The following is a 13,915-nucleotide window of genomic DNA, read 5'->3' on the forward strand; positions in this document are numbered from 1 at the left end:
CAATGTCCGAATCGATAACCTGTTTTTTATTACTTTAATTTTGGTGTCGCTACTGAAGTATTCGGTAACGTATGCATAATCTCTAATCTGGATTTCGTTTTCTTAATATTGACACCGAGCGAAGATAACAATTGAACGACATTACGTAGTTTATCTGTATTATTATTCATTCGTGTTCACCCCATCTTCGTATTACTATAGAATAGTTACTTTTATTCTACCCTAAAAATTTTCATTTTACTACATTATTTTTATATTTTCTTTTGTGGTTTAACTTTTTGTAGTCTTAATGCATTGAGTACGACTGAGACTGAACTAAATGCCATTGCAGCGCCAGCCACCCATGGGGCAAGTAAACCGAATGCCGCAATCGGAATGCCGATTGCATTGTAACAGAATGCGAAGAATAAGTTTTGTTTAATATTCTTCATCGTACGCTGACTCATATCTAACGCATCTTCTACTTTTTCAATATCTCCACCGACAATCATTATGTCGCCTGCTTCAATCGCAATATCAGAACCTGTACCCATTGCCAAGCCGATGTTACTTTTTGCTAATGCTGGCGCATCATTGATACCATCACCGACCATCATCACATTTTTACCTTCATCTTGTAATTTCGTAATCTCTTCAGCTTTATGATCAGGTTTCACACCAGCGATGACACGGTTAATGCCTAACTCTTCAGCAATGGCTTCAGCTGTACCTTGGCTGTCACCACTTAACATCACAATGTCATAATGTGGATTTAAGCGTTCAATTAATGCTTTGGCACTTGTTTTCGGTTCATCTCTTAAGGCAATCAATCCCGCGAATTGATTATCGATTGAAGCTAATACAACCGTTGAACCTTGATGTTGTAAATTTTTTATTTCTGCTTCAAGCTGCTCATCCCAATCATTCAAATCAGGTTGAATAAAGCTTTGTGATCCGATTTTGATAAACTGTCCATTAATATAACCACTGATACCATTACCTGGATGTGTTTGATACTGTTCTACTATCAAGTTTTGCGCATCTTGATAATAGTCTGTAATTGCTTGTGATAATGGATGTTCAGATTGTACTTCTAAACTTTTTACAAGTGTTCCGAACTGTTGATTATCTGTATTATCGATGACTTTGTATACTGAAGGTTGCCCTTCTGTTAATGTGCCTGTTTTATCAAATACGATTGTGTCCACATTTTGCGTTTGTTCTAACGCTTCAGATGATTTGAATAACACACCTAATTCTGCTGAACGTCCTGATCCAGCCATAATTGATGTCGGTGTCGCAAGACCTAAAGCACATGGACATGCAATAACTATGACTGCGATAAAGACCTCTAAACTAGATTGAAAATTAAATGGTGTGATAAAACTGAACCAAATAATAAACACAACAAGCGCGATACCGAGTACTGTCGGCACAAAGATTCCAGAAATCTTATCTGCTAAACGTTGAATATTTGGTTTTTCTCCTTGTGCTTCTTCAACAATTTTAATAATTTGATTTAATACTAAATCATCGCCTGTATGTGTCACTTTCACTTTAATAAAGTTTCCATGGTTTAATGTGGCACCGATGACTTCATCACCAATCGTTTTATCTACAGGAATACTTTCACCAGTTAACATTGATTCATCTAAACTAGTCTCCCCTTCGATAATTTCACCATCTAAAGGCACATATTCACCGCTTTTAATCAGTAAAACATCACCTTTCTGTACTTGATCGACTGGTAAAGAGACCGCTTCCCCATCTCGTTCTACACGCGCTTCTTTAACTTGAAGTGATAACAATTTATTAATCGCATCACTCGCATGGCCTTTAGCTTTCGCCTCAAAGTATTTACCAAGTAAGATTAACGTAATTAAAACTGCACTGGTTTCAAAGTACAATGGAATGTGTTTTTCACCTGCATGAATAATCCACATATAGATACTATAGAAGTACGCTGCGGAAGTCCCTAATGCGACCAAGACATCCATATTAGCACTCTTATTTCTTAATGCACCATACGCACCTTTATAGAATTGCCAACCTAGAATAAATTGGACTGGCGTTGCTAAGATAAATTGGAACCACAGTTCTGTCATCACATGAGGGAGTGGCAAGAAGCTTAAGAAGCTGAAATGCCCCACCATGGTATATAACAATGGCAATGATAAAATCATCGCAATAATAAATTTCATTTTTTGACGATTTAACTCTTGGTTTTTACGTGCTTTTGCTTCATCTGCAGTTTCAAGCGCAATGGGTTCATAACCGAGCTGTTTCACTTTTTCAAAGACTTGATCCATATCGACATGGCTTTGATCATATTCGATAGATGCTTTTTCAGTGACTAAGTTCACATTCGCTTGGTCGATCCCTTCTGTACGACTCAAAACCCGTTCAATTCGTGATGAGCAAGCAGCACAAGTCATACCTGATATTTTAAACTCTGCTTTTTCCATATTCCACCCACTCCTATACCCTACATAGGTATATTTTTATTTAAAAAAGAAGGCTCAGCCATAGAGATAACTTGAGCCTTTATAATTCTGTCTTATTTTACAACGTCATAACCTGCGTCATAAATTGCTGATTCAACTTCAGATAATACTTTATCTTCACCATTGAATGTTACGTCTACTGTATCATTATCTGGAGTAGCCGTTACTTGGTCAACGCCATTTACTTTACCAACAGCATCTTCTACAGCTTTTTTACAATGACTGCAACTCATACCTTCAACTTTTAATTGTTTTTCCATATCACAACACTCCTCTATTTAATTTAATATTTGGTAACCTTGATCATAAATTTCTTTTTCCAAATTGTTTAAACTGATTGGTGTCTGGTAACTCGCTTTCACTTCTTGTGATTTCAGATCCACTTGCACTTCTGACATACCAATCATTTGCTGCAAATGTTCTTGCAAAATATGCTGTTGTTCTTCAGTTTCCATACCACTGATTTGAATCACACTACTATGCATGTCTGACTCCTTTATTAATCTTTAATTAATTTTTGGACGGTAACTAATAATTCTTCCATTGCAGCTTCTGCTTGTCCATCTTCAGCTTTATGCAAAATACAGCCTTTCATATGATGATCCAGCAATTTTACAGCAACACTATTCAAAGCTGAACGTGTCGCTCTGATTTGTGTTAAAACATCATCACAATAAACATCTTCATCTATCATGCGATTAATCGCTCTGACTTGTCCTTCTATACGATTCAGTCGTGCTTTAAGGTTAGATTTGATTTTTTCTGAATGATGTGCGCGTTCTTCTTGCGTCATGTTTGAACCTCCGTCCTATTAGGTTTCTACCTCTAGAATATACCCTATATAGGTATATGTCAAATGTATCGTGAAAGGTGTGCCTGTGTTACAATAAGTTCAACATCAGCCAAAGTAAAAACATACATAATTGCTGATTAACAACACGGAGGTTACTTATGTATAATTTCGACTTTATACCTTTTCAAGCCAATTTAGTTATCAATATTATTTTAATCGGCTTATTCATATTAAACCTCGTATTCGGTTTCGTTATTGTATTTATGGAAAGAAGATCTGCAGGATCGATTTGGGCATGGTTGCTCGTACTCGTATTCTTGCCTGTTATCGGGTTCATACTTTATTTATTGTTGGGCCGCCAAATCCAAAGAGATCATATCTTTTCCTTAGATGAGGAAGACCGTATTGGATTAGAGGCAATTGTTAATGAACAATTAAAAGCATTACAGACCAAAGAGTTCTCTAAAGGGAACCATGAAATCGTCAAACATAAATCAATGGTACAAATGTTGTTGTATAATAACTCAGCCTTCTTAACTACTGATAATGAAATGACGATTTTTACAGATGGTCATGAAAAGTTTGATGCGTTGATTAAAGATATAGAAAACGCCACAGATTACATCCATATCGAGTATTACATTTTTAGAAATGACAAGCTTGGTAAACGTATCTTAGCTGCCTTAGAGAAAAAACTTGAAGAAGGCCTTGAAGTAAAAATGTTATACGATGATATGGGTTCCAGGGGCTTAACTTTAAAAGACTTTGATGAGTTCAGAAGAATGGGCGGACAAGTTGAATCTTTCTTCCCTTCTAAATTACCGCTTATCAACTTTAGATTAAACAACCGAAATCACCGTAAAATTGTCGTGATTGATGGTTATATCGGATATGTCGGAGGTTTTAATGTTGGTAAAGAATATTTAGGCTTATCCAAACGTTTCGGATACTGGAGAGACACGCACTTACGTATTGTCGGAGATGCGGTCAATGCCTTGCAATTACGCTTTATTTTAGATTGGAACTCACAAGCTAAGCGTGATAACATCACTTATTCTGATCGCTACTTCCCTGACATTGATACAGGTAGTTCTATCGGTATCCAAATCGCATCAAGCGGTCCAGATGAAGATTGGGAGCAAATCAAATACGGTTATTTGAAAATGATTACTTCAGCGAAAAATTCGATTCAAATTCAATCGCCCTACTTTATTCCTGACCAAGCCTTTATGGATGCTGTGTCTATTGCTGCATTAGGCGGTGTAGATGTATCGATTATGATTCCAAATAAACCAGACCATCCATTCGTCTACTTTGCGACATTGAAAAATGTTGCATCACTGTTGGCATCAGGCGTCAAGGTTTATCATTATGACAATGGTTTCTTACATTCAAAAATGATGATTATTGATGACGAAGTCGCAAGTGTGGGAACAGCGAATATGGACCATCGTAGTTTTACACTGAATTTTGAAATCAATGCGTTTATTTATGACCGTCAAATTGCGGCACAATTGCGTGACCAGTTCAATCAAGATTTAATGTTATCTTCAGAATTAACACAAGAGCGTTATAATCAACGCAGTTTATGGGTGAAATTCAAAGAAGCCATTGCCAACTTAATTTCACCGATATTGTAAATCATAAAGGAGTACACAAAGTCATGAATCAATATCAACAATTAAAATCAGCTGAACAATATATGAAAGACTTCCATCAAACAGATCACACAGGGCATGATATCAACCATGTCATGCGGGTCGTTAAAATGGCACTCTTCATCTCTGAACAAGAAGGCTACGGCAATCCTTACATTATTCAGATGGCTGCATTATTACATGATACGGTAGATACCAAATTAACAGATGAAACTGCTGCTGAAAACCAACTAATTGATTTTTTAAACCGTATTGAAGTTAGTGGACAGGATCAAGAAAAAATTATGCATATCATCAAAAACATCAGCTTTCGTCATAATGTGGATCAAGAAATCCCCTTATCCAAAGAAGGTTATATTGTTAGAGATGCAGATCGCTTAGATGCGATTGGTGCAATTGGTATAGCGCGTACGTTCCAATTTGCGGGTCACTTTGATGAGCCGATGTGGCAAGGGCCTATTCCTGATAGTATTAGTTCTGATAACGAATTAGAAGGTTATGATCCTTCAGCGATTAAGCATTTCTATGATAAATTGTTTAAACTTAAAGATTTAATGCATACTGAAACAGCTTCAGAAATTGCGCAAGAACGTCATCGTTTTATGGAATTCTTCGTCGCACAATTCTTTAACGAATGGCAGTTTACAGAACAATAAGCAAATAAGATGAAGAAGCGGTTGAGAACAAATCTAAATTCTCAACCGCTTCTTTTTTATTCGATATTATATGCTAGTATTAAATCTGTTTGTCTATCATTCCCCATCATGAAATCATGTTCTGAGATCTTCTTGAATCCTAAATGTTTATAGAAACCTAATGCTTGTTCATTTTTCTCCCATACACCTAGCCATACACATTTTTTACCATCTTCGACTGCTGTCTTTATAGCAAAGTTCAATAATTTTTTACCATAACCATAGCCATGATAATTCTTCAAAATATATAAGCGTTCTATTTCAGTACAATCAGATGAAACTTGTTCTGTTTGTGAATCCCCTTCATTCAACTTTAAATATCCGACAATTTTATCGTTATCATACAAGAAATAGAAATTCGAATGTGGATCTTCTAATTCACGTCTTAGTTTGTCTTGTGTAAATGCTGTATCTAAATAATCTTTAATATTTTCTGGGCTGTTCATTTCTCTAAATGTGTCATCAAAAGTTCTATAGCTGATTTTCTGTAACTCTAAAATGTCAGCAGTTGTTACTGATTTAATTTCCATTGGTATTCCCCTCCAATTTTAAAATAACACTTTTAGTTACTATTACTATTCCCTATTGTACAAATCCTAAATAAAAAATCAGCTGCAATTTTAGTTGCAACTGATTTTAAGTCATCAATGATGTATTATTTTTTCTTTCTGTTTTTCTTACCTAAGACTTGCGCACCTTTTTGTTTACCGTCTTTACCATGTTTCTTTTCATATTCTCTAATCATCGGAGCGACTTCTTCTTTCGCTTTCTTAGAGTAATATTGGTTCGCAACATATGTTTGAACAATCAAGAACGCGGCACTGACTGACCAGTATAAACCTAATGCAGCTGCTGAACTTAATGATACCCAAATAATCATAATTGGTGAAATGATCATCATCATGTAACTCATTTGTTTTTGTTCAGGCGGCATACTGAATGTTGATACGTAAGCTTGTAGGAAGTATAACACACCGGCAATAATTGTAATCCAAATATCCGGTTTTGCTAAGTTGAACCATAAGAAATCAGGATGTTCTACAATACCACCTGGTGATGGGTATTTTAATACGAAGAATAAGCCCATGATTACAGGCATTTGTATTAACATTGGTAAACATCCAAGCATACTTTGCATTGGATTCATATCGTATTTTTTATAAACTTCCATCATTTCTTGGTTTGCTGCCATTTTTTCTTCTTGTGTGCGTGCACGTTTTACTTTCTCTTTCACTGCGTCCATATCTGGTTTTGCAATCACCATTTTTTCGCGCATTAAGTGACTGTTCTTATAGTTAGAAAGCATGAATGGCAGAACGACAATACGGATTGCTAAAACTAAGACAATAATCGCTAATCCATAATCGTTATTAAAACTAGAGCCTAGCCAATGGATGATGTTATCCATGTTTTTCACAAATGTATTATAGAAAAAACCTGTTCTGTTTTCAGGTTTAGAATAATCACATCCTGCAAGAAAAACCATAACCCCAAGAAGCAAAGGCAATAATGCTTTTTTATTCATTTTTCCACCTCTATTGGTATTATTCACATAAAAATAATTTTATCACATTCTATGAGGTGTAGAAAACAAAAACATAGAATTAAGGGCATTATTTAAAATATTGTAAGAAATTGCGAACGGTTTCTTTAACATTTGAACTCTGAGCAATCGCTGAAATAACTGATACACCTTGTGCATGTGTTTGCGCAATCGGTTCGACATTATTTAACGCAATACCGCCAATTGCGACAATCGGCATACCATTTGTTTTCTCATGCAATGTTTCAATCATTTCTGTGCCGACAGGATCACTGGCATCGTCTTTAGACCCTGTTTTAAATATCGGACCAACGCCAATATAATCGACATCTGTTAAATCAGATTGCGCTAATTCTGTTTCATTGCCGACACTTAAACCGATAATTTTATTTTTAAAGTGTGTCTTAAAAGTATTCACTTTCGCATCATCTTGTCCAACATGAATGCCATCAGCATCAATCAACTCTGCTAATTCAACATCATCATTTACGATAAAAGGTACATGATATTGTTTACATAATTGTTTCAAAGATTGTGCCAGTTCTTTCTTCGCATCACCTGTTTTAGCGTTAGGCCCTTTTTCACGAAATTGATACATCGTAATGCCGCCTTCTAATGCTTCAGTTAATACTTCATGAATCGTACGACCTTCAGGTATATCTTGTGTTCCGCAAATAAAGTAAACTTTTAAATCTTCTGGTTGAAACACTTATTTCACCTCTTGTGCTTTACGATTTTCAACTGCTGCTTCACTGTCTATTTTATATAAGGCATCAATAAATTGAACTAAGAAAGTACCTGGTCCTTTACTTTCACTTAATTGTTCAGCACGTTCAGCTGCAATATTATAAACAGAAACTGCTTCAATTAAATCTTCAATCTCTGGATTTTCATTTCTAAATAAGAATGCGCCTACAATAGCACCTAATAAACAACCTGCACCTGTAATTTGTGTTAAGAAACGTGAACCATTATTCAGCTTAACGATTTTATTGTTTTGAGCAATGACATCTGTTTCACCAGTTAACACAATTGCAGTTTGATATTGTTCATGTGCTTTTTTCGCAATGGATACAACATCTAAGCTTTCAGCACTATCTGTACCTTTCATTGTTGTTGTATCATCTATAAGCGTTAAAATTTCTGAAGCATTTCCTTTGATTACAGTTGGTTTCACTTGCTCTAGGAATGTTTTGCAGAATTGTTTACGATACGTTGATGCGCCCACAGCAACGGGATCAAATACTAACGGTGTGTTTGTTTTATTCGCAATTTTTCCAACTTCTAACATTGCTTGTTCATTCGCTTTTGTCAGTGTGCCAATATTAATTAAGACTGCACCCGCGTGTGGATAAAAATCTTCTGCTTCTTCTGGTGCTTCGCTCATTGCTGGACTCGCACCTAAACTTAAGAGTCCATTAGCTGTAAAATTTTTGACGACATCATTCGTAAAACAAATAACTAATGGATGTTCTGTTCTGATTCTATCTAAACCTTTACTCATCATCTAATCCTACTTTCTTCATATATGCGAAATGGTTAACTGGTCCTCTGCCTTGTCCGATCTCAGGTGTATATTTAATACTTAATGCGATAAAGTCTTTTGCTTTTTTAACCGCTTCATAAATCGTTTTCCCTTTCGCTAGCTCAGCCGCAATTACAGCTGAAAAAGTACAACCTGTTCCATGTGTATGTTTTGTTTCATATCTTTCACTTTCAAAAATTTCTAAACCATCTTTCGTAAATAGATAGTCTTTTGCGATATTGTCATCTTCGATATGACCACCTTTAATGACTACACCTTTACTGCCGATTTCTTCTATGAAGATTTTACCTGCTTTTTTAATCGCATCTTCATTATCTAATTTGAATCCTACAATTTCCTCTGCTTCAGGTAAGTTAGGTGTTGCAACATCAGCAAGTGGTAACAAGATACTTTGTAAGGCATGTTTACCTTTATCATCCATTAAAGAGTCTCCACTTTTGGCTAGCATTACTGGATCAATGACATATGGAATTTCAGGATGCTTTTCTAAATAAGTACGAATTAATTCCATCATTTCTTTTGTCGCAATCATGCCAGTTTTAATCGCTTGCGGTAATTCGTCATCAAACACACTATCTAACTGTTCTTCTAACCAAGATAATTCTAAGTTATGAATGTGTTGAACCCCTTTTGTATTTTGCGCTACGATACTTGTGATTGCGGCCATCCCGTACACACCGCATGCATGAAATGACTTTAAGTCAGCCATTACACCTGCGCCGCCTGTTGGATCTGTGCCTGCAATCGTTAAAGCAATTTTCGGTTTGTTCATAATTATTTACCTCCAAATTCCCATTGTTCTTTTGTATAAGCCATATTAAAGAAGTTTCGTTCATGTACTGTACTTTGTAGATAATTCTCTCTGACTTCTTGTCTCTCTGTATCTGTCATATGTTTTGTTAACTCATTCATTAATTGGTTTAAAACATCGATTAATGCATCCATTTCTGTTTGATAGAATTCAAACCATTTTTTCAATATAGAAGATTGATTTAATCTGTCATCTTGCATTGCGCGTTTTGCAACTTCTGCATAGACATAAGGACAAGGTGCCATTGCCGCAATCGCATATGCAGCATTTTCATGGGCATAAACGTTGTAATACATATGTTTAATATAATGGTCACCACTTGGCGGCCACACTTTTTGTTGTACGATTTCGTGATACGGTTCACCCACGTATTCTGCCATGAATTCATGTGCTTCCACTTCACCATTCACAATGAATTGAATTTGATCAACTAGAAATCGAACACTTTCTAAATTCGGCATTTTAGGAATTAATAATGCATAGATATTCGCAAACTCTCTTAAATACGAGGCATCTGCACGTAAATATTGTCTAATTGACTCTTTATCTATATTCCCTTTTAACAATGCTTGAATGAAATTATCATCATAAATTTGATCAATAATCGGTTGTGCATCTCTTTCAAGTGTTTCAGCAAAAGTCACTTTTATTCCTCCAATAAAAAAACTGCATTCCAACCTAGGAGTGCAGTTTCAGTATTTTTGCATCATGCATACTATGTATCTACTTTCCTACGTTGGTCTTAACCAAATCAGGTTTAAAGGGTCTAGTTTCCTATCTCAGCCAAAAGGCGCCCCTAGCAGTTTTTATTTAATTTATTTACATACTAAACATATCAAAGCCCTTTCATACTTGCAATGAATCTGTTTTCATAAAAAAAGCCGAGACCTCAGTCTCGACTTGAATTTTAACTATTTAACATTAATAACCCCAAGCACTTAATCCTTGTACGTTATATGCATGTACAGCTGAGTTGATTTGATCTTGAACTGAAGCTGTTGAACCATGACCAGGCATTGTTTGGAATAAACCATGTGCACCTGATGCATTATGTGCATGTAATTGTCCATTTGATTCACGTGCAATGATGTTTTCCCATACTGATGCAGATACGCCTGTACGAGCTTCCATTTGTGCTGCTGCGTATGCACCTGTAGAACCTGCAGTATTACCGTTAGCTAATCTTACTGAACCTGAACCATAAGATGCATATGATGGTGCACTGTATGATGCTTGTGGTGCGTTATAAGATTGTTGTGGTGCTGTATATGATGATTGTGGCGCATTGTTTGATTGCGCTTGGTTATAATTATTGTAAGATACTTGTTGCGTATTGTATGCATAGTGGCTGTCAGATTGTACAGCTGTTTGTGTTGTCGCAACTTTTTTAGGTTCTTTAACTTTTAAACTTTCATCTACTAAGATTAAGTCAGATTTTTTATCGTTCCATTTTTTTAATTCTTTGACTTTAACGTCGAATTTTTTAGCGATTTTATTTAAAGTGTCACCTTTAACTACAGTATATTCACCTTTTTCGTTTAGATACTTTTCAGCGTCTTTTACTTTCTTCGCATGTTCAGCTTTTGATGATGATTTTGCTTGTACGTCTTGAGTTCCAATTCCTGTTGCCAATACTGCTGCAGCAGCTGTCACCGCTGTCGATGCTACTAGTAATTTCTTCATGTAAAATATGTCCTCCCATAAGGTGTTTGTATTAAATCATTTATTTGATGTCTTTATAATAGCATCTATCCTAATAACATAGGTTACAACAATATATATTTCTTGTGTCTTTCTTTACATACATATTACAAAAGGCAGGTTACCTCCTAAATTGGAGATAACCTGCCTGATAGATTTTTAACTATTTATTTATAATCAGTTAACTGAATTATGCAGTAACCCAGTGACCTGCACCTGCGCCACCGTCATATAATTTAACAGCTGCTGCGTCTTGTACGCTTTCTGGTGCTGATGCTGGTGATTTACCTACCCATTCAGCTGGTGCTACTGAATCCCAAGTTGATTGTAAGAATTGGAATTTACCTGCTGCACCTGATGATGGGTTGATTGCGTGGATGTCGCCACCTGATTCACGTTGTGCAATTGCACGTAAGTGATCATTTAAACCAACTGATGAACCAGTGCTTGCTGATTGTTGTGGAGCAGCTTGTTGAGCTTGAGGTGCTGCTTGTTGTGCTGGTGCTTGTTGAGTTGTTGCTTCTTGTGCTTGTGGTGCTGCTTGCTCAGCTACTGGAGCTTGTTGAGCTGCTGGTGCTTGTTGAGTTGTAGTTTGAGCTGCTGGTGCGTTACCGCCTGCTTGACCATAGCTCCAGCTCCAATATTGACCATCTGATTCAAAGTTGAAGTCTAAATCATTATATTCAAAGTTAATATTATAAGCGCCTTCTTGTACAGGGCTTTCGTTTAATTGTTCAGGATTGTTTAATGCTGTTTCTGCTAATTGTGCTTGATCTGCATTTCCTTGTTCAGATGCGTGAGCTTCTGCTCCTACTCCTACTGCGAATAATGCTGCTGTTGCTGATGAAGCTACTAATAATTTTTTCATTTCTAAAAATCCTCCTATAAGGTAATTGTTTTTTCGTGTGATTAATATCATCAATTTGCAATTACAACTATATCATCTGAAATCAGGGTGTAGGTTACAACGAAATAAAAAAATACAGCTTAATTTTACGTGTAAATTACATTAAAATAAAATAGTTAGATATCTTACTATCACTTCAAATCCTATTAATATCACATTCGAACTGAATTTTGACTCTTAACCTATGTAACATTTATGTAATCTTTCAGATAATTGAAGGGTTATTTTACCCTTTACATCGGCTAAAACTTCTAGAAAAAACCGCAATAAAACCCGATTTCTTCTCTGTCAAACGTAGTTTTTATGAAAAAAGACCCTGCATAAAGTGAAATTTATGCAAAGTCTTGGTGAGTATTAGTATATTTAAAGAGTTTTTTATGGATTAAGTTGAAAGTACAAAATTGAAAATGGAGCAATCCAAGCATCTTTCGCAGTAAAAGCTATGCGTTGGACTAAATAGAGTTTAAAAATAGAGTTTGGAATAGATTATAGGAACCTTCCTATAATAGAAAGAAGGATAATTCTAACATCATAATGAATTACTTTTAATTAACGAGAGGACAGCATGATACTTTGAACAGGATAGAGATGGATACATCATGCTGGTTGTTGCAATTTGATTTTGGGAGATATGCAGTTAAGCATATATAATGTCAATGGATGACTTGGTAGTTAGAGATGAATGGCGTCGAAGGACGGGCTTCCTTCATATTCACTCATCAAAGTGTCCGTTTGTGCATGGTGTGATGAGAATTGACAACTTGAATTGTCATTCGGATGCGAGATAAATTTGATTGTTTCTACAACCAGCTCCATACCGAAATGTGTTTGATTATCTTTTTCATATTTGTAGGAATGCATATAGCCAGTAATACCGACAAGCGATCCTTTTTGTGTATAGCTGGCAATATTTCGGGCAATCTTGCCAAAAGCCTTACAATTAATAAAGTCTACAGATTGTTTGTTCTGGCCTTGATAGTTATAATGACGTTCTGTCGCAACACTAAAGTATACAATGTCTGATTCCTCCTTTGCTGTCAATTGAGGTTGTTTCGTCAATCTTCCTACAATAACGATTTTATTAAGCATTTTGTCACCTCCTTGGTTACTATCATATTCAGATTGATACATATCGTCAAAACACAAATTAAGAGAAATTTTATAGTTGATTGGTTAATTTTCTGTACTATCTCTCAAATATTTTTATCTTTTACGCTATACTAGAATCAGAAAGAAAAAATTTGCAGATTTTAAAAAGATTGGAGTGACTTCAATTGAAAACATTTAAAGCAGTCAGATTCCAAATTGTCACTGAACACGGTGGTGTTATAGAATATGAACTCTATGATGGTGTAATTATCAATAAAGAACAAAGCGGCACCGGCTGGTTGTTAGAAATTGTAATCTCCAGTAACCACTACGATATTATGAAAGAATATATGGATGATGAAACATTATTAGATATACGTGTTGTGATTACACGTCCTTCTAATGATCCTGCATTATTCGATGCAACGATTAAAAATATTTCATTATACGATAATGAGCGTATGTCTATTATTTTTGATTGCCACGTCTATACATTAAGACAAGTTTATGCTGAAAATTTATTAGCACAACTTGTAGATGATGGATTATCTGGTGAAGAATTGAAGACTTCATTCAACCGTATGATGCAATCAAAACCACGTTTAAAAGACGAAAAAAGAGAAGATTAAAAAAAGACTGAGACAATATAGATGAATTAAAGCAATGCTTTATATCTATTGTCTCAGTCT

The 13,915-nt window shown here is 35.6% G+C and carries 17 protein-coding genes and 1 riboswitch; of the genes, 3 read left to right on the forward strand and 14 right to left on the reverse strand.

What is annotated here, in order from left to right:
- Window positions 1-29: 29 nt before the first annotated feature.
- The 5 genes from HMPREF2603_RS13470 to csoR form a co-directional block, all read right to left on the reverse strand.
- A complete protein-coding gene (locus HMPREF2603_RS13470; RefSeq protein ID WP_023016106.1) occupies window positions 30-170 on the reverse strand; it encodes an Lmo0850 family protein in 141 nt (46 codons plus the stop codon).
- Window positions 171-251: 81 nt separating this feature from the next.
- Complete coding sequence (locus HMPREF2603_RS11655; protein WP_070462656.1) at window positions 252-2,444, reverse strand: heavy metal translocating P-type ATPase; 2,193 nt, start codon at window positions 2,442-2,444, stop codon at window positions 252-254.
- Window positions 2,445-2,536: 92 nt separating this feature from the next.
- Complete coding sequence (locus HMPREF2603_RS11660) at window positions 2,537-2,743, reverse strand: copper ion binding protein (protein WP_002481763.1); 207 nt, start codon at window positions 2,741-2,743, stop codon at window positions 2,537-2,539.
- A gap of 18 nt (window positions 2,744-2,761) precedes the next feature.
- Entirely contained in the window at window positions 2,762-2,968 is a 207-nt protein-coding gene (csoZ, locus tag HMPREF2603_RS11665) for a putative copper chaperone CsoZ (RefSeq protein WP_002481764.1), read from the reverse strand.
- Window positions 2,969-2,982: 14 nt separating this feature from the next.
- Window positions 2,983-3,276, reverse strand: a complete 294-nt coding sequence (csoR, locus tag HMPREF2603_RS11670) for a copper-sensing transcriptional repressor CsoR (RefSeq protein ID WP_002481765.1) — start codon at window positions 3,274-3,276, stop codon at window positions 2,983-2,985.
- A gap of 158 nt (window positions 3,277-3,434) precedes the next feature.
- On the opposite strand from csoR, the gene cls reads away from it, so the two are divergent.
- Together cls and HMPREF2603_RS11680 are read left to right on the forward strand one after the other, a co-directional pair.
- Window positions 3,435-4,916, forward strand: a complete 1,482-nt coding sequence (gene cls / locus HMPREF2603_RS11675; RefSeq protein WP_060804055.1) for a cardiolipin synthase — start codon at window positions 3,435-3,437, stop codon at window positions 4,914-4,916.
- Between the two features lie 23 nt (window positions 4,917-4,939).
- Window positions 4,940-5,590, forward strand: a complete 651-nt coding sequence (locus HMPREF2603_RS11680) for an HD domain-containing protein (protein ID WP_060804054.1) — start codon at window positions 4,940-4,942, stop codon at window positions 5,588-5,590.
- A 56-nt stretch (window positions 5,591-5,646) separates the two neighbouring features.
- Here the strand turns inward: HMPREF2603_RS11680 and HMPREF2603_RS11685 are convergent, their stop codons facing one another.
- The 9 genes from HMPREF2603_RS11685 to HMPREF2603_RS11725 form a co-directional block, all read right to left on the reverse strand.
- Window positions 5,647-6,159, reverse strand: a complete 513-nt coding sequence (locus HMPREF2603_RS11685; RefSeq protein ID WP_002481768.1) for a GNAT family N-acetyltransferase — start codon at window positions 6,157-6,159, stop codon at window positions 5,647-5,649.
- A gap of 125 nt (window positions 6,160-6,284) precedes the next feature.
- The gene (yidC, locus tag HMPREF2603_RS11690) at window positions 6,285-7,154 is read right to left on the reverse strand and encodes a membrane protein insertase YidC (protein ID WP_002481769.1); all 870 of its coding nucleotides are present in this window, start codon (window positions 7,152-7,154) and stop codon (window positions 6,285-6,287) included.
- 88 nt (window positions 7,155-7,242) lie between these two features.
- On the reverse strand, window positions 7,243-7,881 hold the full coding sequence (gene thiE, locus HMPREF2603_RS11695; RefSeq protein ID WP_060804053.1) for a thiamine phosphate synthase: 639 nt from the start codon (window positions 7,879-7,881) through the stop codon (window positions 7,243-7,245).
- A complete protein-coding gene (gene thiM / locus HMPREF2603_RS11700) occupies window positions 7,882-8,676 on the reverse strand; it encodes a hydroxyethylthiazole kinase (RefSeq protein WP_060804052.1) in 795 nt (264 codons plus the stop codon). It lies immediately after the preceding gene.
- Entirely contained in the window at window positions 8,669-9,490 is an 822-nt protein-coding gene (thiD, locus tag HMPREF2603_RS11705) for a bifunctional hydroxymethylpyrimidine kinase/phosphomethylpyrimidine kinase (RefSeq protein WP_002481772.1), read from the reverse strand. The genes thiM and thiD overlap by 8 nt, the downstream gene beginning before the upstream one ends.
- 2 nt (window positions 9,491-9,492) lie before the next feature.
- Window positions 9,493-10,173 (reverse strand): thiaminase II, encoded by a 681-nt coding sequence (gene tenA / locus HMPREF2603_RS11710; RefSeq protein WP_060804051.1) that lies wholly within the window; start codon window positions 10,171-10,173, stop codon window positions 9,493-9,495.
- A gap of 67 nt (window positions 10,174-10,240) precedes the next feature.
- A riboswitch (TPP riboswitch) is annotated at window positions 10,241-10,337 on the reverse strand.
- 113 nt (window positions 10,338-10,450) lie between these two features.
- Window positions 10,451-11,212: a LysM peptidoglycan-binding domain-containing protein gene (locus HMPREF2603_RS13785; protein ID WP_060804050.1), complete on the reverse strand. Its 762-nt coding sequence runs from the start codon at window positions 11,210-11,212 to the stop codon at window positions 10,451-10,453.
- Between the two features lie 208 nt (window positions 11,213-11,420).
- Window positions 11,421-12,098 (reverse strand): transglycosylase family protein, encoded by a 678-nt coding sequence (locus HMPREF2603_RS11720; RefSeq protein ID WP_060804049.1) that lies wholly within the window; start codon window positions 12,096-12,098, stop codon window positions 11,421-11,423.
- Between the two features lie 711 nt (window positions 12,099-12,809).
- Window positions 12,810-13,226 carry a single-stranded DNA-binding protein gene (locus HMPREF2603_RS11725; protein ID WP_060804048.1) on the reverse strand — a complete coding sequence of 139 codons (417 nt, stop codon included), beginning with the start codon at window positions 13,224-13,226 and terminating at the stop codon, window positions 12,810-12,812.
- A gap of 185 nt (window positions 13,227-13,411) precedes the next feature.
- Here HMPREF2603_RS11725 and HMPREF2603_RS11730 point away from each other — a divergent pair, with 185 nt between their 5' ends.
- Window positions 13,412-13,855 (forward strand): YwpF family protein, encoded by a 444-nt coding sequence (locus tag HMPREF2603_RS11730; RefSeq protein WP_002481777.1) that lies wholly within the window; start codon window positions 13,412-13,414, stop codon window positions 13,853-13,855.
- Window positions 13,856-13,915 lie beyond the last annotated feature (60 nt).

The organism is Staphylococcus sp. HMSC055C03 (assembly GCF_001809385.1).
Lineage (GTDB): Bacteria > Bacillota > Bacilli > Staphylococcales > Staphylococcaceae > Staphylococcus > Staphylococcus simulans.